26 protein-coding genes, 11 tRNA genes, 1 pseudogene and 1 other annotated feature are annotated in these 25572 nt (G+C 28.5%); of the genes and pseudogenes, 30 read left to right on the top strand and 8 right to left on the bottom strand.

The genetic code is table 11. The features are described from left to right. Positions 1 to 12: 12 nt before the first annotated feature. On the top strand, positions 13 to 516 hold the full coding sequence (locus ACUN06_RS13505; RefSeq protein ID WP_291734074.1) for a DUF4446 family protein: 504 nt from the start codon (positions 13 to 15) through the stop codon (positions 514 to 516). Between the two features lie 59 nt (positions 517 to 575). On the opposite strand, the gene yyaC is transcribed toward ACUN06_RS13505, so the two are convergent. Further along, the gene (gene yyaC / locus ACUN06_RS13500) at positions 576 to 1148 is read right to left on the bottom strand and encodes a spore protease YyaC (RefSeq protein ID WP_291734075.1); all 573 of its coding nucleotides are present in this window, start codon (positions 1146 to 1148) and stop codon (positions 576 to 578) included. Between the two features lie 61 nt (positions 1149 to 1209). Continuing rightward, positions 1210 to 2367 (bottom strand): aminotransferase class V-fold PLP-dependent enzyme, encoded by a 1158-nt coding sequence (locus tag ACUN06_RS13495; protein ID WP_291734077.1) that lies wholly within the window; start codon positions 2365 to 2367, stop codon positions 1210 to 1212. A 195-nt stretch (positions 2368 to 2562) separates the two neighbouring features. On the opposite strand from ACUN06_RS13495, the gene ACUN06_RS13490 reads away from it, so the two are divergent. The 13 genes from ACUN06_RS13490 (at position 2563) to argS (ending at position 14568) form a co-directional block, all read left to right on the top strand. Next, positions 2563 to 2802 carry a DUF3343 domain-containing protein gene (locus ACUN06_RS13490; protein WP_291734079.1) on the top strand — a complete coding sequence of 80 codons (240 nt, stop codon included), beginning with the start codon at positions 2563 to 2565 and terminating at the stop codon, positions 2800 to 2802. 18 nt (positions 2803 to 2820) lie between these two features. Next, positions 2821 to 3690: a mechanosensitive ion channel family protein gene (locus ACUN06_RS13485; RefSeq protein WP_294369563.1), complete on the top strand. Its 870-nt coding sequence runs from the start codon at positions 2821 to 2823 to the stop codon at positions 3688 to 3690. Positions 3691 to 3758: 68 nt separating this feature from the next. Beyond that, entirely contained in the window at positions 3759 to 3950 is a 192-nt protein-coding gene (locus ACUN06_RS13480; protein WP_291734083.1) for a DUF951 domain-containing protein, read from the top strand. Positions 3951 to 4051: 101 nt separating this feature from the next. Beyond that, positions 4052 to 4339, top strand: a complete 288-nt coding sequence (rpsF, locus tag ACUN06_RS13475; protein WP_042397239.1) for a 30S ribosomal protein S6 — start codon at positions 4052 to 4054, stop codon at positions 4337 to 4339. Positions 4340 to 4352: 13 nt separating this feature from the next. After that, on the top strand, positions 4353 to 4784 hold the full coding sequence (locus ACUN06_RS13470; protein WP_291734086.1) for a single-stranded DNA-binding protein: 432 nt from the start codon (positions 4353 to 4355) through the stop codon (positions 4782 to 4784). 34 nt (positions 4785 to 4818) lie between these two features. Then, positions 4819 to 5061, top strand: coding sequence for a 30S ribosomal protein S18 (rpsR, locus tag ACUN06_RS13465; protein WP_291734087.1), 243 nt, complete (start codon positions 4819 to 4821; stop codon positions 5059 to 5061). A gap of 231 nt (positions 5062 to 5292) precedes the next feature. Continuing rightward, complete coding sequence (locus ACUN06_RS13460) at positions 5293 to 5613, top strand: MazG-like family protein (protein WP_291734088.1); 321 nt, start codon at positions 5293 to 5295, stop codon at positions 5611 to 5613. A gap of 21 nt (positions 5614 to 5634) precedes the next feature. Then, positions 5635 to 7587: a DHH family phosphoesterase gene (locus ACUN06_RS13455; protein WP_291734089.1), complete on the top strand. Its 1953-nt coding sequence runs from the start codon at positions 5635 to 5637 to the stop codon at positions 7585 to 7587. A 26-nt stretch (positions 7588 to 7613) separates the two neighbouring features. Continuing rightward, on the top strand, positions 7614 to 8060 hold the full coding sequence (rplI, locus tag ACUN06_RS13450; protein WP_291734091.1) for a 50S ribosomal protein L9: 447 nt from the start codon (positions 7614 to 7616) through the stop codon (positions 8058 to 8060). Between the two features lie 12 nt (positions 8061 to 8072). After that, positions 8073 to 9971 carry a Lon family ATP-dependent protease gene (lonC, locus tag ACUN06_RS13445; protein WP_291734092.1) on the top strand — a complete coding sequence of 633 codons (1899 nt, stop codon included), beginning with the start codon at positions 8073 to 8075 and terminating at the stop codon, positions 9969 to 9971. Between the two features lie 159 nt (positions 9972 to 10130). Beyond that, on the top strand, positions 10131 to 11468 hold the full coding sequence (locus ACUN06_RS13440; protein ID WP_291734093.1) for a replicative DNA helicase: 1338 nt from the start codon (positions 10131 to 10133) through the stop codon (positions 11466 to 11468). A gap of 169 nt (positions 11469 to 11637) precedes the next feature. Next, positions 11638 to 12438, top strand: a complete 801-nt coding sequence (gene proC / locus ACUN06_RS13435) for a pyrroline-5-carboxylate reductase (RefSeq protein ID WP_291735522.1) — start codon at positions 11638 to 11640, stop codon at positions 12436 to 12438. A gap of 102 nt (positions 12439 to 12540) precedes the next feature. After that, positions 12541 to 12759 (top strand) — a binding site (T-box leader). A gap of 51 nt (positions 12760 to 12810) precedes the next feature. After that, positions 12811 to 14568 (top strand): arginine--tRNA ligase, encoded by a 1758-nt coding sequence (gene argS, locus ACUN06_RS13430; RefSeq protein ID WP_294162263.1) that lies wholly within the window; start codon positions 12811 to 12813, stop codon positions 14566 to 14568. Positions 14569 to 14711: 143 nt separating this feature from the next. Here argS and ACUN06_RS13425 read toward each other — a convergent pair whose 3' ends face one another. Continuing rightward, complete coding sequence (locus tag ACUN06_RS13425; protein WP_449389941.1) at positions 14712 to 15884, bottom strand: NAD(P)-dependent malic enzyme; 1173 nt, start codon at positions 15882 to 15884, stop codon at positions 14712 to 14714. Positions 15885 to 16063: 179 nt separating this feature from the next. Here ACUN06_RS13425 and ACUN06_RS13420 point away from each other — a divergent pair, with 179 nt between their 5' ends. Then, positions 16064 to 17350 (top strand): adenylosuccinate synthase, encoded by a 1287-nt coding sequence (locus tag ACUN06_RS13420; protein WP_291735530.1) that lies wholly within the window; start codon positions 16064 to 16066, stop codon positions 17348 to 17350. Between the two features lie 125 nt (positions 17351 to 17475). Beyond that, positions 17476 to 17676 carry a hypothetical protein gene (locus tag ACUN06_RS13415; protein ID WP_294127299.1) on the top strand — a complete coding sequence of 67 codons (201 nt, stop codon included), beginning with the start codon at positions 17476 to 17478 and terminating at the stop codon, positions 17674 to 17676. A 112-nt stretch (positions 17677 to 17788) separates the two neighbouring features. On the opposite strand, the pseudogene tnpA reads toward ACUN06_RS13415, so the two are convergent. Both tnpA and ACUN06_RS13405 read right to left on the bottom strand, forming a co-directional pair. Continuing rightward, positions 17789 to 18197 (bottom strand): annotated as a pseudogene (gene tnpA, locus ACUN06_RS13410) (IS200/IS605 family transposase). Next, positions 18172 to 18318, bottom strand: coding sequence for a hypothetical protein (locus tag ACUN06_RS13405; RefSeq protein ID WP_291736033.1), 147 nt, complete (start codon positions 18316 to 18318; stop codon positions 18172 to 18174). Before ACUN06_RS13405 ends, tnpA begins: the two are co-directional and overlap by 26 nt. A 106-nt stretch (positions 18319 to 18424) precedes the next feature. Between ACUN06_RS13405 and ACUN06_RS13400 the strand changes: the two genes are divergently transcribed. Next, complete coding sequence (locus tag ACUN06_RS13400) at positions 18425 to 19255, top strand: RNA-guided endonuclease TnpB family protein (protein ID WP_449389940.1); 831 nt, start codon at positions 18425 to 18427, stop codon at positions 19253 to 19255. 91 nt (positions 19256 to 19346) lie between these two features. Beyond that, positions 19347 to 20108, top strand: a complete 762-nt coding sequence (locus ACUN06_RS13395) for an acyl-[acyl-carrier-protein] thioesterase (RefSeq protein ID WP_291736029.1) — start codon at positions 19347 to 19349, stop codon at positions 20106 to 20108. 52 nt (positions 20109 to 20160) lie between these two features. Here ACUN06_RS13395 and ACUN06_RS13390 read toward each other — a convergent pair whose 3' ends face one another. Continuing rightward, positions 20161 to 21405, bottom strand: a complete 1245-nt coding sequence (locus tag ACUN06_RS13390) for a BaiN/RdsA family NAD(P)/FAD-dependent oxidoreductase (RefSeq protein WP_412345915.1) — start codon at positions 21403 to 21405, stop codon at positions 20161 to 20163. 247 nt (positions 21406 to 21652) lie between these two features. Here ACUN06_RS13390 and ACUN06_RS13385 point away from each other — a divergent pair, with 247 nt between their 5' ends. From ACUN06_RS13385 to ACUN06_RS13330, 12 genes are all read left to right on the top strand, one after another. Next, positions 21653 to 22234, top strand: a complete 582-nt coding sequence (locus tag ACUN06_RS13385; protein WP_449389939.1) for a hypothetical protein — start codon at positions 21653 to 21655, stop codon at positions 22232 to 22234. A 123-nt stretch (positions 22235 to 22357) separates the two neighbouring features. Then, a tRNA-Glu gene (locus ACUN06_RS13380) sits at positions 22358 to 22432 on the top strand. Positions 22433 to 22439: 7 nt separating this feature from the next. Continuing rightward, positions 22440 to 22515, top strand: a tRNA-Val gene (locus ACUN06_RS13375). Positions 22516 to 22521: 6 nt separating this feature from the next. Beyond that, positions 22522 to 22598, top strand: a tRNA-Asp gene (locus ACUN06_RS13370). Between the two features lie 31 nt (positions 22599 to 22629). Further along, a tRNA-Thr gene (locus tag ACUN06_RS13365) sits at positions 22630 to 22704 on the top strand. Between the two features lie 6 nt (positions 22705 to 22710). Then, positions 22711 to 22785: transfer RNA gene (locus tag ACUN06_RS13360), tRNA-Glu, on the top strand. Positions 22786 to 22793: 8 nt separating this feature from the next. Next, positions 22794 to 22869, top strand: a tRNA-Val gene (locus ACUN06_RS13355). A 5-nt stretch (positions 22870 to 22874) separates the two neighbouring features. Beyond that, positions 22875 to 22951, top strand: a tRNA-Asp gene (locus ACUN06_RS13350). Positions 22952 to 23010: 59 nt separating this feature from the next. After that, positions 23011 to 23085: transfer RNA gene (locus tag ACUN06_RS13345), tRNA-Glu, on the top strand. 8 nt (positions 23086 to 23093) lie between these two features. Continuing rightward, positions 23094 to 23169, top strand: a tRNA-Val gene (locus ACUN06_RS13340). A 6-nt stretch (positions 23170 to 23175) separates the two neighbouring features. Next, positions 23176 to 23252 (top strand) — tRNA-Asp (locus tag ACUN06_RS13335). A 17-nt stretch (positions 23253 to 23269) separates the two neighbouring features. After that, positions 23270 to 23344: transfer RNA gene (locus ACUN06_RS13330), tRNA-Thr, on the top strand. Positions 23345 to 23479: 135 nt separating this feature from the next. Here ACUN06_RS13330 and ACUN06_RS13325 read toward each other — a convergent pair. After that, the gene (locus ACUN06_RS13325; RefSeq protein WP_294369723.1) at positions 23480 to 24460 is read right to left on the bottom strand and encodes an ATP-binding protein; all 981 of its coding nucleotides are present in this window, start codon (positions 24458 to 24460) and stop codon (positions 23480 to 23482) included. Then, complete coding sequence (locus ACUN06_RS13320; RefSeq protein ID WP_291734868.1) at positions 24453 to 25457, bottom strand: DnaD domain protein; 1005 nt, start codon at positions 25455 to 25457, stop codon at positions 24453 to 24455. Before ACUN06_RS13320 ends, ACUN06_RS13325 begins: the two co-directional genes overlap by 8 nt. Between the last annotated feature and the right edge of the window lie 115 nt (positions 25458 to 25572).

Genomic DNA, 25572 nt, shown 5'->3' with positions numbered 1-25572 from the left:
AAGTAGCAAAGGATGAACAAAATAATAGAAATAATCAGTCAATATTCAATCTTTATAGTTATAGGATTAATAATAATAACTGTATTGTTATTAATAATGAATTTAATATTATTATCATCTGTAAATAAGCTTGAAAAGAAATATAGAAAGATGATGAGGGGAGTTAATAATAAAAACTTAGAGGAAGTTATTAATGATAATTTAGATAACATTGAAAAAGCACTTGAAAAATCAGAAATGGCAATGAATGAATGTAAGAATCTTTCTGAAGAAATGAAAGGGTGTGTAAATAAAATTGCTATAATGAGATATAAAGCTTTTGAGGATATTGGAAGTGATTTAAGTTTTTCAGTAGCAATATTAGATTCATTTAATGATGGTGTTATTATAACAGGAATATATTCTAGGCATGATAGCACAACTTATGCAAAGCCTATTGATAAGGGAATATCAAGATATGATTTATCAGAAGAAGAAATTCATGTATTAAATGAAGCAATAAATAGTAAAAATTAAAAAATGACATAGTTATAATAAAAAAATTTATTATGGCTATGTCATTTTATATTTAGATATTAATCATAAGATAATAAAGTATTATCTGAGATACATTTATTTATAAAATATTTAATTCCGTTAGATATACAATCAGCTAATGACATGACAACAAATAATCTAGTATTTTGAAGCATCATGAAATCTAAGCTTCCAGAAATATTAACAACGCCTTTTATATTCATTTCTCCTACTTCAGGTAAGTTTTTATTTAAAGCTAAACCAGGATGCAATGGTAAGTCTTCAATAAATATTTTGCCAATTTGCTGTACATCACCTAAGGAGGCATCTATTCCAATGATAAATGGATTTTTAAAATTACATTTAATTTTATTTAATATTTCTACTAAATTAACTGAATGAATAGGATATTCTAATGAACCATAAATATAAATATTTTTTTGAGATAAATCCTTTAATTTATATCCAATTAATGGTCCTAAAGAATCTCCAGTTGCACGGTCAGTACCTATACATAAAAATATTATAGGACGATTTTGAGATTTAATATCTTTTAATTTTATATATAAATAATCACCTAGTTCTGAATGAGAATTAGGTGATAATGAATCTAATGTAAAGCAATCATTCATATCAATACCCTCCTATTGAAAGTATCGACAATAATAATGGAACATATACATTATAATAATATTATTTATAAATATTATTTATTTTATTTAAACAATCTAAGGTATATTTAATTTCTTCAGTTGTATTAAAATAACCAACGCTTAATCTAACAGTACCATTTGGAAAAGTTCCTATTGTTTTATGAGCAAGTGGTGCACAATGTAATCCACTTCTGTTACTAATATTAAATTCAGAATCTAAAATATAAGATAATTCACTTACATCAAGTTTTGAGTGAGTTATAGAAACACAAGATGTAGAAAGTGATCTATCTAAAGTACCAATAATATTATAATTTGGAATATTTAATAATCCAGAAATTAAATATGATCTTAAATAACTGTTATGTTCATAAATTGTATTTAAGCCTTCATTATTTATAAATTTAATTGCTTCATTAAGTCCTATAATTCCAGGAATATTTAGTGTTCCAGATTCAAATTTATCAGGTAAAAAATCAGGTTGAGTTAATGAATGAGATAAACTCCCTGTACCACCTAAAATTGTAGGTGTACAAATTTCATTTAATTTATTATTAATTATAAAACCTCCAATACCTTGAGGACCTAAAAGGCTTTTATGGCCAGTAAAGGCTAATGCATCTAAGAAAAATTCCTCAAAATCTATATCAAGAACACCAGCACTTTGTGCACTATCTAATATAAAGAAAATGTTATTTTCTTTACATAGTTTACCTATATCTTTAATTGGTTGAATAGAGCCAGTTACATTTGATGCATGTGTGATTATTATTAGTTTGGTATTAGGTTTAATAAGGGATTTTATTGAATTTATATCAACTAATCCTTGAGAATTAGCTTGTGCAATATCTAATTTTATATTTAAATTTTGAGAAAGATTATATAGTGGACGAATTACTGCATTATGTTCCATTGATGAAGTTATTATATGATCTCCATCTTTAATAATTCCATTAATTAAAATGTTTAAAGATGATGTAATATTATTAGTGAAAATTACGTTTTCTGTCTTTTTAAAATTAAAAAAGTCACAAATTTCATTTCTAGTATCATATAAAATTCTATTAGCTTCTAATGATTTTTCATGGTTAGACCTTCCAGGATTGCCTCCATTATTAATTAAATAATTATATATTGAATCAGCTACAGCTTTAGGTTTAGGAAAAGATGTGCTTCCATTGTCTAAATAAACTTTCATATATTACTCCTTTAATTTTAATTACAACAAATATATGTATTATAATAAATATGCTCAAATATTATAATAAAATAAATAAAATTGCAACAAAATCTAGGGAAAATATGTAAAAATATATTAATATATTAAATATTTATAAAAATAAAAAAAACGTTATAATATAATTAAATATATTAATATTAAGGAGGAAGATGAATGAATTACTATATAATAGTATTTAAAAATACACATGATGCTATGACTGCTGATAAAAAGTTAGCTATGAAAAATTACAAGTTTAGGATTATGCCAACTCCAACATTAATTACTCAAAGTTGTGGAATTTGTGTAAGAATTGAAAATGATGATGAAATAAATTCAATAATTGAAAATAAAGAAATTGAATTTAAAAATATATATAAACGAAATGAAACAGAATATATATTAATTAAATAGAATAAAAGAGGTACAAAAATGTATGCATTTACAAACTGGATTTATTCAGGCAGAAAGTTATTTGAATTTTTTGTTAAAAAAATAAATTTAGACTTAATAATACAAAAGGCTATAGTATTTATTTTTATAGCTGTTTTAATGTATTTTTCAATTAAAATAGGAAATAAATTAATTAATAAGTTTGTTGATAAGCAAGTACAAAGTAAAATGGCTTTTTCATTAGATCCGCAAAAGGCCATAACAATTGGTGGAGTACTTAAAAGTATATTAAAATATAGTGTATATATTATAGGAATAGCAACGATGTTATATGATATATTAACTAAAATACCTGTAGCATTAGTTAGTATTGGAGGCTTTGCAATTGGTATTGGAGCACAAAGTCTTGTTAAGGATATTATTAATGGTTTTTTTATTTTATTTGAAGATCAATATGGAATAGGTGATCATGTAACAATTGGAAAATTTCAAGGGATAGTTGAGAGTATTGGAATAAGAACAACTAATTTAAGAGATTTTACAGGAGACTTACATTTGATTCCAAATGGTTCTGTTTTAGAAGTAACTAATCATTCTAGAGGAAATATTAGATTTATAGTAGATGTTGAAATTGCATATGAAGAAAATATTGATGAAACTATAGAGTTAATTAAAAAAGTTAATAAGAAATTTCAAGAAAAACATGAAGATAAAATTAGGGGAGATATAAAGGTATTAGGAGTAAATTCTTTAAATTCTTCAGGCGTTACAATTAGAGTAATTGGAATGGCAGTGCCACTAAGTCAATGGGAAATGGAAAGGGAATTAAGAAAAGAAATAAAAATAGAATTAGATAATGTAGGAATAGAAATTCCATATCCAAAGACTAAAATAATAAAAAATGATTAATTTTAAATAATATAAAAATTTAAGTGAAAAAGAATTGCAACTTGTCACTAACAAAAGGGGGAAGTATTATGATTGAAACATTTGATTTAGGAGATATTGTTCAAATGAAAAAGCAGCATCCTTGTGGAAGTAAGGAATTTGAAGTAATTAGACTAGGCGCAGATATTAAAATAAAATGTGTGGGATGTGGGAGAATTGTCATGATACCACGATCAAAATTCCAAAAAGATGCAAAAAAGGTCATTAAAACAAGTAATTGAAATAAAAATACTTGAAAAGTATAAAATAAAATGATAAAATTTTAAATTGTAATCCCTGCTACATTTAAATGTAGCCGTAAAGTCCAAAGGAGGTGAAAATGATGAGAAAGTACGAAACTATATTTATATTACACCCATCATTTGATGAAGAAGCTGTTAAAGCTAACATTGAAAAGTTCCAAGGTGTTATAGAAAACGGTGGAGGAAAAGTTGAAAATGTTGATTTCTGGGGTAAGAGAAAGCTTGCTTACGAAATAAACAAAGTTAACGAAGGTTACTATACTTTAATTAACTTCGAAGCTAATCCTGAATTACCAAAAGAATTAGACAGAGTTTTCAGAATTACTGATGGTGTTATAAGACACATAATCGTTAAAAACGAAGCGTAAGAGGTGTATTTGAATGAATAAAGTTATACTTATTGGTAGACTTACAAAAGATCCAGAATTAAGATATGCAGCTGGTAGCGGTACTGCAGTTTGTAGATTTACTGTTGCTATAAACAGACAATTTAAAAAAGATGAAACAGACTTTATAAATTGTGTAGCATTTGGAAAAACTGGAGAAACAATTACACAATACCTTACAAAGGGTAGACAAATAGCTGTTACTGGAAGTATAAGAACAGGTAGTTATGATGCTCAAGATGGAACAAAAAGATACACTACTGATGTAGCTGTTGAAAGTTTCGAGTTCATAGGTTCTGCTAATGACGGTGGTAGCAATTCATACTCAAGAAATTCTGATAATTCAACATGGGGTGCTCCAACAGAAGGTCCTGATATGGGATTTGGAGATATGACTCCAGTAGATGATGGTGATATGCCATTTTAATAAAGTCTAATTATTTTATAAGGAGGGAAACATCATGAGAGAGATGAAAAGATCTGGAAAAATGAGAAGATCTAAGAGAAAAGTATGTGCTTTCTGTGTAGATAAAGCTGAATCAATAGATTACAAAGATATCAACAGACTAAGAAAGTTTGTTACAGAAAGAGGTAAGATTCTTCCAAGAAGAATCTCTGGTACTTGCGCTAAGCATCAAAGACAATTAACTGATGCTATCAAGAGATCAAGAAACATAGCTTTATTACCATTCACAACTGAATAGTAATTAGTTTATTAGGGGATGTCGCATTAAGAATAAATACTACAATATATTGTGTTGATTTTTATTTTTTTAAACAATATATTGTGTATAAAATTTTTAGTGCGACAGCCCCTTTTATTTTTATATTATAAAAAAATTACATAATTTGTAATAGGTTTGCCTATTTAGTTGCATTAATAACGAAAAATAATTAAAATATAAATACAAGGTATAAATAGGGGTGAGAGTTCAATGAAGAAAAAAGAAGAGCTAAATATTATGGCAAACATAAAAATTATAGAGGAACTTAAAGCAAATTTGTTGTGCATTATAGGCGAGTTTTTTTCATTATTAACAAGAGGAACAAATGTTGCAAAAGATTCTATATTAAATTGTATAGCAGGAGCTATTTTAATTTTATACGTTTTAGCACAAAAGTTAGGGTATAGCTGTAATGAAGTAGATGATGAATTGAGAAAAAAATTAAAATTAGGTATAGCTGAAGAGCATGAATATGAAAAAGAGGGAAGAAGTTTAACAAAGCTTCAAAATCATATTAAGGGGCGTTATTAATATAAAATTTAGGAGGCTTTTATGAAACAAAAGCTCAAAATTTACAGGTCTTTATTAATATTAATTGTAGTAATTATTTTTACAATAATACTGTATTATTTTCGATACTTTTATTTAGCAAGCACAATATTAATTGTATATCTAGCTTTTAAGGAATATTTGAATATTGAGAATGAAATACAAAATGAAAAGATGAATACTTTAACTGATGAAATTAAGGCAAATATAAATGATAATATTTCAAATATGTCATATCCAATAGCTTTAATTGATAATGAAGGAAATATATTGTGGGCTAATAAGAGATTAAAGGAAGAGCTAAATTTATTAGATTTACAGGAGCAAAATATACTTAGTATAGGAAGAAATCTTGATTTGCATAAATTATTAAAATGTGATAAAGATTTAGGTCAAAGAGTAAAGATAAAAGATACATTTTACAGTATATATGCTAATAATATAAGTGGTGAAAATATTAAATATAATGAAGCAAAGTATTTAGTATATTTTAATGAAGTAAGCAATTTAAGAGATTTATATTCAACAAGAGAGAGCATAATGTTAATAGAGGTAGATAATTTATCAGAGGCATTAGAAAGAACTGATGAAGCAAATAGACCTATGCTTGCAGCTGAAGTAGAAAAAGCAATTAATTCTTATAGTAAGAAATTAAAAGCTATGATTATTAAATATGAATATAATAAATATTGTTTATCAGTACAAGATAAATATATAAATGATGAAATTAATTGTAAGTTTAATATTTTAGATGAAATTTCTAATATAGATAGGGGAAATAAGTTAGAAGTTACTTTAAGTATTGGAATTGGTAGGGGTGGAGATAATCCACAAGAAAACTACAATAATGCTATGACTGCAAGAGAATTAGCATTAGGTAGGGGTGGAGATCAGGCAGTTATTAAAAATAATGAAAAAATAACTTTCTTTGGTGGAAATACTCGTGAATTAGAAAAAAGAACTAGAGTAAGAGCAAGAGTAATTGCACAAGCTTTAAGAGAATTGATATTTGAAAGCAGCAATATATTTATTATGGGACATAAAAATCCTGATATGGATTCATTGGGAGCATCTATAGGGCTATGGTCATCTATAAGGCAGTTGGGGAAAAATTGTAACATAATAATAGATAATGATATAACTGCAATTGATTATTATATGACAAAATTAAAAAAAGATGATAAATATGATAATTTATTTATATCTAGTGAGGAAGCTGAAAAAAATATTAATGATAAAACTTTATTAATTATAGTAGATGTGCATAATAAAGGGTATGTAAATAATTTAGATATTGTGGAAAGAATTAATAGAAAGATAATAATAGATCATCATAGAAGAAGTCCAGATATAATAGAGGGAGCATTATTAAATTATATTGAAGTATATGCATCATCAACTTCAGAAATGGTAACAGAATTAATTCAATATATGCTACAAAAACCAAGAATACCTAAAATAGTAGCAGAAGGACTTTTAGGTGGAATTTTTATGGACACAAAGGGATTTCAATTTAAGTCTGGTGTTAGAACTTTTGATGCAGCAGCATTCTTAAGATCATTAGGTGCAGACACAATAGAAGTAAAAAAAATGTTTACTGATAGTTTAGATGATTATTTACTTATATCAGATACTATAAGAAATGCAGAAGTTCATGAAAATTTAGCAATTGCAGTTTGTCCAAGTGGTGTTAACAATACTGTAATAGTAGCAAGAGCTGCAGATGAGTTGTTAGGTATATCAGGAATAGATGTATGTTTTGTTTTATGCAATATAAATGATTCTATTATTATTAGTGGAAGATCTACTGGGGAAGTTAATGTTCAAGTTATATTAGAAGAACTTGGTGGAGGCGGCCATATGAATATGGCTGGAGCTAAGTTAGAATGTACAATAGATGAGGCTGTTAACTTATTAAAGGAAGCAATTAATAAGCATTTAGAAATTAAAGAATAAAAACGTTAAAGGACAGGTGTTATAATATGAAGGTAATTTTATTACAAGATGTTAAAAAGATGGGAAAGAAAGGTGATGTCATAGAAGCATCAGATGGATATGCAAGAAATTATTTATTTCCTAGAAAATTAGCAGAAGAAGCTACAGCAAATGCGTTACATGTAGTAAATGCAAAAAAAGAAAATGAAAGAAAGAAAAAACTTGCTGAATTAGAAGCAGCTCAAAAATTAGCAGCTGAATTAAAAGGTAAGGAAGTAACTATAAATGCTAAAGCTGGAGATAATGGAAGATTATTTGGAGCAATAACTAATAAGGATGTAGCAGAAGCAATTAATAGTGAATTTAATTTATCAATAGATAAAAAGAAAGTTGTTGTAAATACTATAAAGGTTGCTGGAACATATGAAGTAGAGGTTAAGTTATATCCAGAGGTATCTACAAAAATGAAAGTTAATATTGTTCCTAAACAATAAGGAGGACTAACATTGGATTTATATAACAAAGGAGCCAAATTAGAAGATATATTACAAGAGAATTTGCCAATAGAAGCAAAGGTTAATGTATTATTTGATGTTCTTAAAAATGTTTTAGATGAAGGGGCTATTAGAGCTAGGACTATAAGATTTAAACTTCAAAAGTATGTAAACTCATCAAATATAAATGAGCGTATATATGCATTAGATGTTATAGCATCAGATGGAAATGGAGCTAAGGTTGTGCCAGCTGATGATGAATTAGAAAAGGCATTAGAAGATGTTCTTTATTGGATATCAGAAAATATAGCTAAAAAATATGTTCAAAATAAAATAGAGGCTGATGTTGAAAAGGCACTAGTAGAAAGACAAGATAAGTTCATGGATGAACTTAGAGTTTCTATAATAAAAAAGCAAAAAGGAAAAGAAAATACTAAAACTACAGCAAAGTTAGAAAGATTAGAAAAGTTAGATGCTAAGCATATTAATAAAAATGTAATGTCACTTTTAAGACCTGAAAACTTTAATGAGATAGTTGGTCAAGAAAGAGCTATAAGATCATTAATATCAAAAATGTATTCACCATACCCACAGCACATAATTCTTTATGGGCCACCAGGGGTTGGTAAAACTTCAGCTGCAAGACTTGCTTTAGAAGCTGCTAAAAAATTAAAATTTACACCTTTTGATGAGGATTCAAGGTTTGTTGAAGTTGATGGAACTACATTAAGATGGGATCCAAGAGAAATAACAAATCCTTTATTAGGTTCTGTACATGATCCTATTTATCAAGGAAGTAAGAGAGATTTAGCAGAAGTAGGTATTCCTGAACCAAAGACTGGATTAGTTACTGAAGCTCATGGAGGTGTATTATTCATTGATGAAATTGGTGAATTGGATGATATACTTCAAAATAAGTTATTAAAGGTTTTAGAAGATAAAAGAGTTGAATTTTCATCATCTTATTATGATCCAGATGATGAAAATATACCAGAATATATAAGATATTTATTTGAAAAAGGTGCACCTGCTGACTTTGTATTAATAGGTGCAACTACAAAAGATCCAAGTCAAATAAATCCAGCTTTAAGATCAAGATGTACAGAAGTTTATTTTGAACCATTGTCATCTAATGATATTAAGGGGATAGTAGACAATGCTTCAGAAAAGTTACATGTGGGACTAGAAGATGGTGTTGGAGAATTAATAAGTCAATACACTATTGAAGGTAGAAAAGCAGTAAATATATTAGCTGATGCATATGGATATTCATTATTTAATAAAGATGGTGATGAAACAAATAATGAAATAACTTTAAAAGATGTTGAAGAAGTTATTTCTATAGGAAGATATTTACCATTTGAAAGAATTGATAGCTTAGATAAATATGAAGTAGGTCATGTATATGGATTAGGAGTAAGTGGATTCCTAGGCTCTACAATAGAAATTGAATCTACTGTATTTAAGGCTAAAAAGAAAGGTCATGGAACTATAAAATTTAATGATACAGCTGGATCTATGGCAAAGGATTCTGTATTTAATGCTGCATCTGTAATAAGAAAAATTACAGATATAGATATTAACGATTATGACATACATGTAAATGTAATTGGTGGTGGTAAAATTGATGGACCATCAGCAGGAGCAGCAATAACTATTTGTATAATAAGTGCTCTTACTGAAAGACCAATTCGTCAAGATGTTGCTATAACAGGGGAAATTTCTTTAAGAGGAAATATAAAACCAGTTGGTGGCATATTTGAAAAGATATATGGTGCTAGAAGAAAGGGAATTAAGCTTGTTGCTATCCCTAAAGATAATGAAAAAGAAGTCCCTCTAGGACTTGAAGATATAGAAGTTAAATCTATAAGTCATATAGAGGAACTTATGGAGATAGTATTTGAGAAGTAATGTAGATTAAGCTTCCTTTAATAGGAAGCTTAATTTTATTATGTGAAGAAATATATTTATTATTCAAATTGATAGGTAAATTAAGTTTTTGTATAATATGCTTATGAGAAATAAAATTGATTATGTTTATTTGATTATAAATTTGGAGGTGGGTTGCTTATGGAATCGCCTATGATGAGAAGTTTACCGCAAAGCATTGAGGCAGAACAATCTGTTATAGGAGCAATGATAATAGATAAAAGTGCTATTGCTCAGGTTTTTGAAAAACTTAATGAAGATGATTTTTATAGAGATGGTCATAAGGTTATATATAAGGCTATCAGGGAAATGTATGCTAAAGATATGGCTGTAGATTTAGTTACTATATTAGAATATTTAAAAACTACTGATATGCTAGATAAAGCTGGTGGAGTTACTTATATATCAGAGCTAAGCTCATCTGTACCAACAACAGCTAATTTAAGTTCTTACATAAAAATAGTAGAAGAAAAGTCTACTTTAAGAAAGTTAATAAAAGCATCTACATCAATTATAGAAGAAAGCTATAATAGTGGTGGAGATGTAGAAAAGGTAATAGATTTAGCACAAAAAAAGGTTTTTGATATAGCTGAAAAGAAGGATTCTAAGGAATATGAAGCTCTTTCTGATGTTCTTGAAAGAGGATTTTTAGAAATCGAAAGATTATTCAATAATAGAGGAGCCATAACAGGGGTTGGATCAGGAATAAAGGACTTAGATGCTAAAACATCTGGATTTCAAAAAGGTGATATGGTATTAATTGCAGCAAGGCCTTCTATGGGTAAAACAACCTTTTCTTTAAATATTGCAGAAAATGCAGCATTAAAAGAAGGAAAAAGTGTAGTTATATTTTCACTAGAAATGTCTAAGGAGCAATTGGCTTATAAATTATTATGTTCGCAAGCAAATGTTGATATGTTAAAACTTAGAACAGGTAACTTAGAAGATGATGATTGGGAAAGAATAGCAAGAGCAACAGGCCCTTTAGCTAATGCTAAGATATATATTGATGATACTGCTGGTATAAGTGTTATGGATATGAGATCTAAGTGTAGAAAAATAAAAATGGAGCATGGAATTGATATGATTCTTATTGATTACTTGCAACTTATGTCTGGTAGTGCAGGAAGTGATAATAGACAACAAGAAGTATCTGAAATTTCAAGATCTATTAAAGCATTAGCAAAGGAAATGGAATGTCCTGTAATAGCATTATCACAGTTATCACGTGCACCAGAGCAAAGAGCAGACCATAGACCAATGTTATCTGATTTAAGAGAATCTGGATCAATAGAGCAAGATGCCGATGTTGTTATGTTTTTATATAGAGATGAATATTATAATAAAGAAACAGAAGAAAAAGGTATTGGTGAATGTATCATAGCAAAACAAAGAAACGGCCCAGTTGGTACTGTTAAAATGGCATGGATTGGAGCACATTCTAAGTTTGCAGACTTAGAACTGGTACATAAAGAATAGAACTTAGTTAGTTAAGAGTGACAAGTTTCAAGTTAAGGAAAAAATTCAGCTTATGCTGAATTTTTGAAAGTATAAATATAAGAAACTACGCTAAGTAGTTTCAACAGAAAATTTGCCACTTTCCACTTGCCACTAATAAAACTACTAACTAGTCTAAGGAGTGTGTTTTATGAATAAAAGAATTGGATTTATTGGATGTGGAAACATGGGAAAGGCCATGTTGGGATCATTAGTTAAGTCAAAAGATATAAATAATGAAGATATTATGGTTTCTACAAAAAGTAATACTTCTGCTCAGAATATAATTAAAGAATTTAATGTAAAGGCAACAACTATTAATAGTGAGGTTACTAAAAATTCAGATATAATATTTTTAGCTGTAAAGCCATTTTTCTTTAAGGAAGTTATAGAAGAAATAAAAGATGTAGTTAAAGAAGATGTTATTATTATTTCAATAGCAGCAGGCGTTACAATAGAGCAAATAGAAGAATGGTTTGGTAAGAAAATTAAGTTAGTTAGAACAATGCCAAATACACCAGCATTAGTTGGAGAAGGAATGTCTGCTATTTGTCCTAATAATAATGTATCTGAAGAAGAATTAAATTATATAGGTAAGTTATATAATTTATTTGGAAAGTATGAAGTGATTGCAGAAAAAGATTTTCATGCATTTATAGCATTATGTGGATCCTCACCAGCTTATGTATTTATGTTTATTGAAGCAATGGCTGATGCAGGAGTTAAGTTAGGATTACCTAGAGCAAAAGCATATAAACTAGCAGAACAATCTATATTAGGTTCAGCAAAGTTAGCATTAGAAACAGGAAAACATCCTGGAGTTCTTAAAGATGAAGTTTGTTCACCAGGGGGAACTACTATTGAAGCTGTAATAGATCTTGAGAAAAATGGATTTAGAAATACTGTTATAAGTGCTATTGAAAAATGTGCAAATAAGTCTAAAAACATTTAATGAATTTATGATTTAAATAATTTATTGTGGAAATGTATTATTCAAACATATATAATAATAAATAATGAATAAATTATTGTTATGGTGAAATAATTAAAAATATAAAATTCTAAGAAAAGAGTAGTACTTATTCAAGTATATTTTACAGCGAGTGAGGGAGGGTGTAAGCCTTGCAAAATATGGAATAAGGAATAGGACCTTGGAGAAGCTGCTTGAGTATAATATTTATATAAGGGTAAGCCGTTAACTGCGTTAAAGTTTTAAGTGAACTAAAATTTTTAGTTAAATTGAGTGGTACCGCGGAAATATTCCGTCTCTTTGAATGAAAAGAGGCGGTTTTTTTATATGTTTAAAATAAGAGGAGGTAAAGTTATGAAAATATTTATTGAAAAAATAAATGATGTAGTAAAAAGTGCTTTTGAAGAACTTGGATATGATAAAGAAACAGGAAAGGTAAATGTATCTAATAGACCTGATTTATGTCAATATCAATGTAATGGAGCTTTAGCAAATGCTAAAAAGCATAAAAAAGCACCAATGGTAATAGCACAAGAGGTTGTTGAAAAATTAAAGGGTAATGGAATGTTTGCAAAGCTAGAAGCTGTTGCTCCTGGGTTTATTAACATGAATATTAATGATGAATTTTTAGTAAATTACGTTAATGAAATGAATAAAGATGAACAGTTTGGTGTCTCAAAAACAACAGAAATTAAAAAAATAGTTGTTGATTATGGTGGAGCTAATGTTGCTAAGCCCTTACATATAGGGCATTTAAGATCTGCAATAATAGGAGAAAGTATAAAGAGAATTGCAAAATTCCTAGGTCATGATGTTATTGGAGATGTTCATTTAGGAGATTGGGGTCTTCAAATGGGAATGGTAATATCAGAAGTTGAGAGAAGAAATCCTTCTTTACCATACTTTGATGAAAACTTTACTGGAGAATATCCAGAAGAAGCACCATTTACAATAGATGAACTTGAAGAAATATATCCATATGCAAGTAAATTAGCTAAAAGTGATGAAAAGGTAATGGAAGCTGCAAAGCAAGCTACAGTTGAACTTCAACAAGGAAGAAGAGGGTATTTTGCTTTGTGGAAACATATATTAAATGTTTCTGTTGCTGACTTAAAGAAAAATTATGGAGCGTTAGATGTTAATTTTGAATTATGGAATGGCGAAAGTGATGCACAAAAATTAATTCCATCAATGATAGAAGAGTTAAAAGAAAAAGGATTTGCAAAAGAAAGTGAAGGAGCTTTAGTATTTGATGTAAGTGAAGAAACTGACAAGAGTCCAGTTCCACCACTATTATTATTAAAATCTGATGGAGCAGCTTTATATGGAACTACTGATTTAGCTACAGTTGTAGAAAGAGTTAGAGATATGAAAGCTGATGAAATAATATATCTTGCAGATAAGAGACAAGGACTTCATTATGAGCAATTCTTTAGAGCTGCTAAAAAATCAGGAATAGCACATGAAGGTACTATTTTAGATTTCATTGGTTTTGGTACAATGAATGGAAAAGATGGTAAGCCATTTAAGACTCGTGAAGGTGGGGTAATGAGACTTGCAGACTTAATAAGTATGATTAAGGAAGCTGGTAAAGAAAAGCTTAAAGATAATAAGAATATAGCAGAAGAAGATGTTGAAGAAATATCTTCAAAAGTTGGATTAGCGGCATTAAAATATGGTGATTTATCAAATCAAGCAGCTAAGGATTATGTGTTTGATATAGATAGATTTGCTTCATTTGAAGGAAATACTGGTCCATATATCTTATATACAATTGTAAGAATTAAGTCTATATTAAATAAGGCAGAGGAATTTAAAGCTCAAAATATTATATCAGTGCCTCAAAGTGAATCTGAAAGAGGGTTAATGCTTCAATTAGCTAAATTTAATGAAGTTATAGAATTAAGCTTTAGAGATAGAGCTCCACATAAAATATGTGAATTCCTTTATGAGTTATCTAATAACTTTAATAAGTTCTATAATGATACAAGAATATTATCAGAAGAAGATGAGGCTAAAAAATCATCTTGGTTAAGCTTAATAAATCTTGTTAAAAATGTTTTAGAACAAGGTTTAGATTTATTAGGTATGGAAAGTGTAGAAAGAATGTAATTATCCTAATTAAGACTAAAAAAATTATATTTATAGTATAAGTCAATTTAAATAGTTTAAAAGAAAAAATGGAGAAAGTGACGCATAAATTATTTGTGTGACATCTTTTCCATTTTTTATTATTTAAATAAAACTTTAATTATTTAAATTGTTGCAACTCCACTTTTTATAGCAGCATCTTTAACAGCTTGGGCAACTCTTTTTTGAACATCTAAATTAAATGCTTTAGGAATAATATAGTTTGGATTAAGTTCTTCATCAGAAACAGAATCAGCAATGGCATGAGCAGCTGCAATTTTCATTTCTTCATTAATCTCAGTAGCTCTAACATCTAAGGCACCCCTAAATATTCCAGGGAATGCTAAAACATTGTTTATTTGATTAGGAAAATCAGAGCGACCTGTACCAATTACTTTTGCTCCAGCATTCTTAGCATCATCAGGAAAAATTTCTGGTGTTGGATTAGCCATAGCAAATAATATTGAATCAGAATTCATTGAAGTAACCATTTCTTTTGATACTATGTTAGGAGCGGAAACCCCTATAAACACATCAGCATTTTTAATAACATCACATAATAACCCAGATTCATTATTTGGATTTGTAATATTAGAAAGTTCAGTAAAATAAGGATTACTATAAGTAGAATTTCTATTTAAAGCACCATCTCTATCACAAACAATTATATTTTTAGCACCATAAGATAATAAAAGCTTAGTTATTGCAGTACCTGCAGAGCCAGCACCATTAACGATAATCTTTAAATCTTCTACTTTTTTATTAACTATTTTTAATGCATTCATTAAACCAGATAAAACTATAATTGCAGTTCCATGTTGGTCGTCATGAAAAACAGGTATATTTAATCGTTCTTTTAATTTTTTTTCAATTTCAAAGCATCTAGGGGCAGAGATGTCTTCTAAATTTATTCCACCTAAAGTAGGAGCAATTCTAACTATAGTTTCAACTATTTCATTTACATCTTTAGTATCAAGAACTATAGGAAATGCATCTACATCAGCAAATTCTTTAAATAATATAGATTTTCCCTCCATAACAGGTAATGAAGCTAATGGACCAATATCACCAAGACCTAAAACAGCAGTACCATCAGAAATAACAGCAACTGTATTCCATTTTCTTGTATAAAGATAAGCAGTTGATGGATCTTTATGTATTTCTCTGCATGGTTCAGCAACACCAGGTGTGTAGGCAAGGGATAAATCTTTTTCATTTGTAATTTTAACTCTAGAAGATACTTCTAGTTTTCCTCTTAATTGTTTATGAAATTGTAATGATTCTTCATATATATTCATAGTAAAACTCCTTTTTGAAATAAGTTTATAATACAATTATACGAATTATAGTTTTATAAAGCAAAAAAATATTCGTAAAAATTATTGAAATTTTACAATTACTTTGATACCATGTTATAGGGGATTATCAAAGTAAATATAATCTATTCAATTATGTATTAAAGGGAGGCAATGTATAAATGTCAGCATTTATTGTTTTAGGAGCTCAATGGGGAGATGAAGGTAAAGGGAAAATGACAGACTACCTAGCTGAAGGGGCAAATGTAGTTGTTAGATATCAAGGTGGTAACAATGCAGGTCATACAGTAGAGGTTGGAGAAAAGCAATATAAACTTCACTTAATACCATCAGGTATATTACACGATGAAAAACTTAATGTAATAGGGAATGGTGTAGTTGTGGATCCAAAGGCCTTCTTTACAGAAATTGATTATTTAAAGGAAGAAGGAGTTAAAGTAACTCCAGAAAAATTAATAGTTAGTGATAGAGCACATGTTATTATGCCATATCATAAAGTTTTAGATAAATTAAAAGAAAAAGCTAGAGGAAAAAATGATATTGGAACTACTGGTAAAGGTATTGGACCTTGTTATACAGATAAGTTTGAAAGATGTGGTATAAGAGTTTGTGATCTTATAGATAAAGAGGTATTTAAAGAAAAGCTTAAGGACAATATAGAAATGAAAAATAAATATATTGTTAATGTTCTTGGAGGAGAACCTTTAAGTTTTGAGGAAATATATGAAGAGTATTCTAAGTATGGAGAAAAATTAAAGCATTTTGTAAAAGATACATCAGTAAGAGTCTATAATGAAATTAAAGAAGATAAAACTGTGTTATTTGAAGGTGCACAAGGAATGTTATTAGACATAGATTATGGTACATATCCATATGTAACTTCATCAAATACAACAGCAGGGGGAGTAGCTAATGGTGTTGGTATAGGACCAAACATGATTACTAATGCTGTAGGTATAGCAAAGGCTTATACAACAAGAGTTGGTAAGGGGCCTTTCCCAACAGAGTTAGAAGATGAAACTGGTGAATGGATAAGAGAAAAGGGTCATGAATATGGAGTAACTACAGGAAGGTCAAGAAGATGTGGATGGCTTGATATAGTTATTTTAAAGACTTCTGTAAGAGTAAGTGGATTAACTTCATTAGCGGTGACAAAGATAGATACATTAGCAGGATTAGAAAAGGTTAAGATGTGCGTAGGATATAAGTTTAATGATGAAATTATTGATTATTTCCCAGCAAGTTTAGAAGATTTAGCTAAATGTGAACCAATATATGAAGAATTTGATGGATGGGATGAAAGTGTAGCAAATGCAAGAAGCTATGAAGAATTACATCCAAATGCAAGAAAATACTTAGAAAGAATAGAAGAGTTAACAGACACTAGAATTTCAATAGTGTCAGTTGGTCCAAGAAGAGATCAAACAATGAGAGTAAAACCATTATAATAAATTAAGACAAATAAGCTGTAATGCTATTAAATACATTATAGCTTATTTTTATTTTGAATAATATTCATTATCTATGAGCAAAATATTAATAAGTAAAAGTATAAATATAAGAGGTGAATATTATGATTGATAAATATACTACTTTAAGTGATATAATGTGTGAAAATCCAATAGCAGCAGATATATTAATGAGTTACGGAATTCCTACATATGCTATTACAGAAAATCAATTTTCTACTTTATCAGATGTTGCTACAAAGTATGGAGTGGATATTAATTCAATAGTTAATCAAATTAATAGTGGTTTAACTGGCTTATATTAAAATATTTAATTTGAAAGAAAAATATATTTAATGGATATTTAAGTAAAGATAATAGGTTTTATAGATTTAGGGCGTAAAACCTCGTGGCTTCATGCCCGAGGCTGTAAGCCCATTACTTTAATTTTTGGTCTTGTATATATTTTTTTAGTTATCTCCGAACTAACTGCCCCAGCAGTACCGATATAATATCCTTTGCTCCATAATCCACTACCCAAAAACTTATTTTTTTTTAAACTTGGAAATGCTTTAAACATTTCGTTAGAACTAACACTTTTAATGATTTTAACTAGTTATGTTGGTGCAATAGTTGGTGGAGCAGATATAAAAATATAAATGTGGTCAGGCATAATTTCTTGCTCTAAAACTTAAAAACCATAATTATATGAGATAACTTTAAATAATTTCAAAATTTCATATTCTAATTCATCTTTAAATATATGATGTCTGTATTTTGGACAAAATACAATATGATAATTGATGTTATATACGCTATGTTTAGTTTTTCTTATCTTCTCTTTCAATTATAAGTTTCATTCCTTCTTCGATTAAATCATTAGCATTAACTCCTTTTTGGAGTGCTAATATTCTAATGCTTTTGTATAGTTCTTCATCTAATGTTGTGTTGATATTCTTTCTTGCCATTTTGTTCACCTCACAATATTTTTAATCATATTATAATGCATAGTTGACCATATATCAATGTAGAGCTATGATAAATACATAGATAAATATGTAAGGAGGTGGAAAAATGAAGTTAAGTTTTAAATTCAAACCAAGTATTAGTAAAAAACAATTAGAAATAGTAGAGGAATTATCTTATCATACAACTAAGTTATATAATATTATCAACTATGATTTAAGAGAAAATGGTGTAAAAACTTATTACGATATAGAGAAAAATAATAAAACTAATGTTGGAAGCATAGACTTAGGACTTGATAATATAGCCACATTAACCTTTAAAGATGGTTTGAATCAATATATCTTTTGTGGTAAAAAGCTAAAATCAGTTAATTCTTATACTAATAAAAAAATAGCTCATTTACAATCAATAGAAATGTTTAAATGTGGTTCAGATAAGTTTAAAAATACTAAAAGAATTAATAAAATTAGAAGATATAGAAATAACTATATAAATGACTATATGCACAAAGTTTCTAAATCTATTATAGACAAGTCTATTGAAAATAATGTAGGCAAAGTAGTAATAGGAAAACTTAAAGGAATAAAGCAAAATATGAACTATAATAAGAACTTTGTTCAAGTGACTATACAACGTTTAGCAGAGCTAATAAGCTACAAAGCTAAACTGCAAGGCATAGAAGTTAAATTCCAAGAAGAAAGCTATACAAGTGGATGTAGTGCTTTAGACTTAGAAGCTATTACAAAAAAGAACTATAACAAATCAAGAAGAATAGTTAGAGGATTATTTCTAAGTGGTTATGGACTTATAAATTCAGATATAAATGGAAGTCTAAACATACTTAGAAAATCAGAAAAATGTATTCCCGACTTAATTAACTTAAAGAGGGATAATGGGAAATTGGACTCTCCCAAGCGTATAAGGGTGGCTTGTTAATTCAAGTGGAAACTTAAATATCAGACTACGCTAAAAGAATCCTCGTGGTCTTGTATCCGAGGTAGTTCAATATTAATAAGGGGTGTTATAAATGGGAGTAAGGACAGAAAAGGAATATGAAGTCCATTATTATGAAGTTAATTATAGATTGGATTGTAAGATGTCATCAATAATTAATTATTTTTGTGATATAGGAGCTATTCAATCAAATGATTTAGGTGTTGGAATTGATTATTTAACGGAAAGAAGACTTGCATGGGTATTTTATAAATATGATATAAAAGTAAAGAGATATCCTAAGTTTGGAGAAAAAATAAGGGTAGTTACTAGTGCGAGTAGCTTTAAGAAGTTTTATGCATCAAGGTTATATGAAATGTATGACGAAAATAATGAAAAGATAGTAGAGGGAGAAGGAATATTATTATTAATTAATATAGATAAGAGAAGAGCTATAAGGATACCAGAAGACCAATATGAAGCTTATAATGTAGATAAAAATGAAAAATCAAATTTAAAAATAGAAAGATTAGAAAGAATGGAAAAGGTAGATAATGAAAATATATTTAAGGTTAGATATGGCGATATAGATTCTAATATGCACGTAAATAATGTTAGATATGTTGAGTGGGCAGTTGAATCACTTCCATTAGAAACTGTATTAAATTATGAATTGAAAGAATTAAATGTAGTTTTTGAAAAAGAATGCAAGTATGGAGTTGAAATAATAGCATCATATGAAGTAAGGGAATATAATGATGAATTAATAATATTGCATAAGATAGAAAATAATGAAGGTACAGAGCTTTCTATTTTAAAGAGTAAATGGAGTAAAGTAAGAAACTACACTGTATAAATATTAAGACTGCTTACAAAGTTACAGCAGTCTTAAATATTTATATAGCAGTTTATTTTTTTTGTGCAATTGATTGGGCAACAGCATATCCAGAACTCCAAGCCCATTGTAAGTTAAATCCTCCACAATCACCATGTACATCTAATATTTCTCCACAAAAATATAAATTAGGAACTATATTAGATTCTAATGTAGTAGGGTTAATTTCTTTTGTATTTACGCCACCAACAGTAACTTGTGCTTGATTAAAGTCATTAGTACCTGTACATGTAAATTTCCAAGATTTTAAGGTGCTAATTAATTTTTTCTTTTCATGCCAAGAAAGTTCATAACAAGGCATTTGAAGATTATCAATTCCAGATTCCTTAAGAAGTATAGGTATTAGTTTTTTATTAACGACACCAATTAATGCATTTATTATTGGTCTATGACTAAGTAAAGCAAAGTGACATTCTATAAAATCCTCTAATTCTTCAAGAGTATAACTTGGCATTAAATCAACAATAATTTCTGTTTTATTTTTCTTAAAGGTATTTTCAGAAGCTAAGGCTGATATTTGAAGTATAGGAGGGCCTGATATTCCATAGTCAGTAAATAATATTTCTCCAAATTCTTTTTTTATGGCTTTATCATCACATAAAAGAGTGACATATCCATCAAACTTTATTCCAGATAATGCTTTTAAATGATTATAATCTAATTTTAATTGAACTATTCCAGGAAGCAAATCAGTTATTGAATGACCCAGCGATTTTGTTAATTTATAACCACTTCCATCTGAACCTGTCTTTGGGGCAGATTTTCCTCCACAAGCTAAAATAATTTTATTAGCTGTGAATAAATTAAACTCCTCATTAGTTGTGGATAATTTAAATTCTTTACCCCTGTGGATATCTTTTACTTTGCAGTTTGTGTATAAAGATATATTTCTATCTTCTAAAGCCATTTTTAAAATATCAACAACTGATGAAGCTTGTAATGATTGTGGATAAAGTTTGCCATTTGGAAGAGATACAATTGGAAGTCCTAAAGATAAAAAAAAGTTTTTTGTATCTTCAAGAGAAAATTTTTCTAATGCTGAAAATTTAAAGTCTGAATTAGAACTATGATAATTAATAAATGGAGGTTTAATACAATTATTAGATATATTACATCTACCATTACCAGTAGTTAAAATCTTTTTACCAATTCTATCACTTCCTTCAACTATAGCAACATCCATTCCAAAGTCTTTTGCAGTAATAGCAGCAACTAAGCCAGAAGCTCCACCACCAACAATTATTAAATCATGATGCAAATAAAACAACCCCTTTCTGTTAGTTAGTAGTTGGAAGTTAGCAGTTATGTATCAAATTTAATTTGTGATTTTGTTTTATATGTATTAAAACAAGAATTAAGTTATAAATTGAATTTAAAATACTAGCTAAAACTACTAATTACTAAATATGATAATGTTTTGACTTATGTTCTGCAATAATAATTATGTAATTATAAAATAATAAATTTAAAAAATTAAGGAATACTAAATTTAGAGGTGAAATTTAATGATTGTTAAGATAGTTAATACTGAGTGTGAAGATTATAATAAAGAATTTAAATTAAGAAGAATGAATTATGATCAAGTAGTAGTTAATTATCCAGATAGTAAAGGAATAAGAGTATTTAATAAGGATTCAGTTGAATTTATTACTGAAACTGAAATAGATGAATTTTTAGTTAAATATAATGATTTTTTAAAAATTAAATTAAATAGGGGAATTTCAGTTGCGTTATATAAGGCGATTTTAGATACTATAGAAAATGAATATAATATTGAATTTAAAAGTCTTAACTTATTAAAAGATAAATATGCAATAAATAAAAGGGGAGTATGGGAAAAAGAAATTTTATGTGTTATTAATGAAATTATACCTATAAAAATAAATGCAAGTGGACAAAATTTTAAAAAAAGTGGATTTAATATAAAAGTTGAAGAAGTAAATAAAGAAGAATTTTTTGAAATTTGTTCTTTTGAAATAAAAAAAATAAATAAAGAAATTAAAGAAAAAGAAGATATTTTAGCGAGATATGGTATGGCAATTGAAAAAGTTAAAAATCCTGAAAATGTGGTAACCATGCTGATTTAGAAGTTTTTAATATTACATAATAAAAAATATATAAAAAAAAATTAAAAAAAGTGTTGACACTATATATAATTTTAGGTATTATAGGTAATGTGCTCGGGAGAGCGTAGGAAAAACAAAAAACTAGGCCCCTTGGTCAAGCGGTCAAGACACCACCCTTTCACGGTGGTAACAGGGGTTCGATTCCCCTAGGGGTCACCATTTATTTGGAAGCATAGCTCAGCTGGGAGAGCATCTGCCTTACAAGCAGAGGGTCACAGGTTCGATCCCTGTTGTTTCCACCAAATAATGGCTCAGTAGCTCAGTTGGTTAGAGTGCCGGCCTGTCACGCCGGAGGTCGAGGGTTCGAGCCCCTTCTGAGTCGCCACTTTAATTTAATATTAAAGTCATAAAAATGTGCTTCATTGGCTCAATGGCAGAGCAGCTGACTTGTAATCAGCAGGTTGTTGGTTCGACTCCGACATGAAGCTCCATTTTATGGCCCCTTGGTCAAGCGGTCAAGACACCACCCTTTCACGGTGGTAACAGGGGTTCGATTCCCCTAGGGGTCACCATTTTATATGGAAGCATAGCTCAGCTGGGAGAGCATCTGCCTTACAAGCAGAGGGTCACAGGTTCGATCCCTGTTGTTTCCACCAATAATGGCTCAGTAGCTCAGTTGGTTAGAGTGCCGGCCTGTCACGCCGGAGGTCGAGGGTTCGAGCCCCTTCTGAGTCGCCAATTTTATAAAAAACTCAATGTAAACAAATGAATAATGCATTGTAGTGAACAAAAGACTAGGCCCCTTGGTCAAGCGGTCAAGACACCACCCTTTCACGGTGGTAACAGGGGTTCGATTCCCCTAGGGGTCACCATTTTATATGGAAGCATAGCTCAGCTGGGAGAGCATCTGCCTTACAAGCAGAGGGTCACAGGTTCGATCCCTGTTGTTTCCACCAAATAATGGCTCAGTAGCTCAGTTGGTTAGAGTGCTGGCCTGTCACGCCAGAGGTCGAGGGTTCGAGCCCCTTCTGAGTCGCCATTTTAATTTTATAATATGCTTCATTGGCTCAATGGCAGAGCAGCTGACTTGTAATCAGCAGGTTGTTGGTTCGACTCCGACATGAAGCTCCAAAAAACTTCACTAAGGTGAAGTTTTTTTTGTTTTAAAAAATAATTATTAAAGCAAACTTATATAAATACATATAGTTAAAAAAATCCTAATAACTTATTTCAGTAAAGAAATTTAAGTTATTAGGATTTGTTTTTTTATTTTTGTCTTTTTAAATTAAGTTGTATTCTTATATCTTCTGCAAAAAATTTAAATAATTTAAATTCACCAATTATTCTTGAAGAAATTCTTTCGCTATACCTTTTTGAGATAAGAGGAAGACTTAAGTTTGTAGAAATAAGCATCTTTTTATTTTTTAATATTTTTTTATTAATTAATGTAAATAATTCTGTAGATGAGAAATCGGTAATTTGTTCTGAACCTAAATCATCAATAATTAGTAAATCACAATTAATAAGAAGATTTTCTAAATCAGTATCATTATTAAATTTTATATCCTTAAGTGCACGTAAAAGGTCATCAGAAGTTTTATAAACTACAAGAAATCCCTTATCTAATAATTCTTTAGCAATACACCATGATAAAAATGTTTTACCAGTACCAGAGTTACCATAAAACAAAAGGTTTGTATTTGAAGTTTTAAAGTTTGGTAAGTATTCACCAGTTATATATTCAAGGATATCTTCTATATTTTTACGAGGAGTATACCTTTCATCGTTTAATTTATGATTAGAATATAAATTTATATTAAAGTTTTTAAAATTATTAGTTTTAACAGCTTCTTCTAAATCTGAATCTTTATAATATAATTTAATTAATTTAGATTTAAAACAAGAACATTTGTCTATTCCAATAAATCCAGTATCTTTACATTTTGGACAATTGTAGTGTAAATTTAAATAATCAGGATTATATCCATGAGATACAAGCATTTCATATTTTTTAGCTCTTAAGTCGGTTATTTCTTCTTTAATGTTATTTAATTCATTTTGATCTGTAATTCCCCTTAATGCAGCCATAGATAAATTTAAACAAAGTTTTTGAATTGTTGTATCTAATTCTAATATTTCTGGATATTTATTTTTTATTTCTTCACGTCTTTTCATTAATTTACGATTTTCATCAGTACGAATTTTTTCATACATATCCATAAGTTCCGTTTGATATCCTTTAATCATCTTTATCCCATCCTAACAATTTCTTTTCTAATGAATCATAATCATATTCACGAGCTTCAAAGTTATTAAATTTAAGAGGATTAACCTCAGGGGTTTTTTTAATAAAATTTTTATTATTATGTGGAGATTGAGAAGCTTTATAAGCAACTTCTTTATTTTCAATAGCAGCTAAAGTTTTTAAGTTATTTTTATTCCAACTTGATAAAATTCCATCAATATATTTAAAATCAGAACGATTTAATCTTTGGAAACAAATATTACAAGCTTTTTCTATAACTTCTAAAGGAAATGCATAATCAATTATCCATTTCTCAAGCATTTCTTGTTGAGGTTTCATTAATTCAGGATTTTTTATTCCTAAATAATTTAATATATGTCGTATTTTTATCCACTTATCTTCTGTTTTCTTTATATAATTTTGTGCATCATCAATACTTGTAATATTCATATCATGCCAAGCAATGGCAACTTTTTCTATATAACGATAATCGCTTTTGCCTCGAGAAACACAATATTCTATAAGTATTAAAATTAACTCAGATGAAAAATTAAATTCTTCTTGCCAACTTAAATAAGTAGTCATTTCTTTAGGGGATAGTGGCCTTCCTAATAATCTTTCGATATCATTTAGCATATCTTTAGTTGAGGTTTTATTTAATGCTTCGAGCAAGTTAACTTCTTTATTTCTAGATTTTGAGTCTTCAACTAAGTCTATAAATTCAATATTATAATTACCCATTTTATCTATTGGAATAAGCTTAATTACACCTTCGTCGTTCCAATAATTTAGTGCATTTAAGATATCAGATTCAAGTAAGTTTAATGTTGAAGCTAATATAGTTGAGTTAGCACCCATTTCACCAGAATTATTATATTTTAACATTAATAGATAAACTTTAATAAATTCTCCACGAGCTTTTGGCATGTACTTTTCAATAAACACATTACTTACTAGTGTAAAGTTTGATGAGTTATTTTTTAACATAAAAGTGCTCATAATTTTTTTACCTTTCTTAAGTATTATTTGAATTTAAACTTAATCAATTTAAGTTTATTTTAACGCAATCATATTTAAATATAAATTAAAAAAAGCAATTCATATTATACAATAA

Source organism: Clostridium sp. ETTB3, from assembly GCF_053571985.1.
This window is presented reverse-complemented; position numbering and strand designations above follow the sequence as displayed.

What these genes read in the sequence shown, in the direction of transcription:
- ACUN06_RS13505 (WP_291734074.1), top strand. Translation starts at nt 13, where the DNA reads ATGAACAAAATAATAGAAATAATCAGTCAATATTCAATCTTTATAGTT.
- yyaC (WP_291734075.1), bottom strand. Translation starts at nt 1,148, where the DNA reads ATGAATGATTGCTTTACATTAGATTCATTATCACCTAATTCTCATTCA.
- ACUN06_RS13495 (WP_291734077.1), bottom strand. Translation starts at nt 2,367, where the DNA reads ATGAAAGTTTATTTAGACAATGGAAGCACATCTTTTCCTAAACCTAAA.
- ACUN06_RS13490 (WP_291734079.1), top strand. Translation starts at nt 2,563, where the DNA reads ATGAATTACTATATAATAGTATTTAAAAATACACATGATGCTATGACT.
- ACUN06_RS13485 (WP_294369563.1), top strand. Translation starts at nt 2,821, where the DNA reads ATGTATGCATTTACAAACTGGATTTATTCAGGCAGAAAGTTATTTGAA.
- ACUN06_RS13480 (WP_291734083.1), top strand. Translation starts at nt 3,759, where the DNA reads ATGATTGAAACATTTGATTTAGGAGATATTGTTCAAATGAAAAAGCAG.
- rpsF (WP_042397239.1), top strand. Translation starts at nt 4,052, where the DNA reads ATGAGAAAGTACGAAACTATATTTATATTACACCCATCATTTGATGAA.
- ACUN06_RS13470 (WP_291734086.1), top strand. Translation starts at nt 4,353, where the DNA reads ATGAATAAAGTTATACTTATTGGTAGACTTACAAAAGATCCAGAATTA.
- rpsR (WP_291734087.1), top strand. Translation starts at nt 4,819, where the DNA reads ATGAGAGAGATGAAAAGATCTGGAAAAATGAGAAGATCTAAGAGAAAA.
- ACUN06_RS13460 (WP_291734088.1), top strand. Translation starts at nt 5,293, where the DNA reads ATGAAGAAAAAAGAAGAGCTAAATATTATGGCAAACATAAAAATTATA.
- ACUN06_RS13455 (WP_291734089.1), top strand. Translation starts at nt 5,635, where the DNA reads ATGAAACAAAAGCTCAAAATTTACAGGTCTTTATTAATATTAATTGTA.
- rplI (WP_291734091.1), top strand. Translation starts at nt 7,614, where the DNA reads ATGAAGGTAATTTTATTACAAGATGTTAAAAAGATGGGAAAGAAAGGT.
- ACUN06_RS13440 (WP_291734093.1), top strand. Translation starts at nt 10,131, where the DNA reads ATGGAATCGCCTATGATGAGAAGTTTACCGCAAAGCATTGAGGCAGAA.
- proC (WP_291735522.1), top strand. Translation starts at nt 11,638, where the DNA reads ATGAATAAAAGAATTGGATTTATTGGATGTGGAAACATGGGAAAGGCC.
- argS (WP_294162263.1), top strand. Translation starts at nt 12,811, where the DNA reads ATGAAAATATTTATTGAAAAAATAAATGATGTAGTAAAAAGTGCTTTT.
- ACUN06_RS13425 (WP_449389941.1), bottom strand. Translation starts at nt 15,884, where the DNA reads ATGAATATATATGAAGAATCATTACAATTTCATAAACAATTAAGAGGA.
- ACUN06_RS13420 (WP_291735530.1), top strand. Translation starts at nt 16,064, where the DNA reads ATGTCAGCATTTATTGTTTTAGGAGCTCAATGGGGAGATGAAGGTAAA.
- ACUN06_RS13415 (WP_294127299.1), top strand. Translation starts at nt 17,476, where the DNA reads ATGATTGATAAATATACTACTTTAAGTGATATAATGTGTGAAAATCCA.
- ACUN06_RS13405 (WP_291736033.1), bottom strand. Translation starts at nt 18,318, where the DNA reads ATGGCAAGAAAGAATATCAACACAACATTAGATGAAGAACTATACAAA.
- ACUN06_RS13400 (WP_449389940.1), top strand. Translation starts at nt 18,425, where the DNA reads ATGAAGTTAAGTTTTAAATTCAAACCAAGTATTAGTAAAAAACAATTA.
- ACUN06_RS13395 (WP_291736029.1), top strand. Translation starts at nt 19,347, where the DNA reads ATGGGAGTAAGGACAGAAAAGGAATATGAAGTCCATTATTATGAAGTT.
- ACUN06_RS13385 (WP_449389939.1), top strand. Translation starts at nt 21,653, where the DNA reads ATGATTGTTAAGATAGTTAATACTGAGTGTGAAGATTATAATAAAGAA.
- ACUN06_RS13325 (WP_294369723.1), bottom strand. Translation starts at nt 24,460, where the DNA reads ATGATTAAAGGATATCAAACGGAACTTATGGATATGTATGAAAAAATT.
- ACUN06_RS13320 (WP_291734868.1), bottom strand. Translation starts at nt 25,457, where the DNA reads ATGAGCACTTTTATGTTAAAAAATAACTCATCAAACTTTACACTAGTA.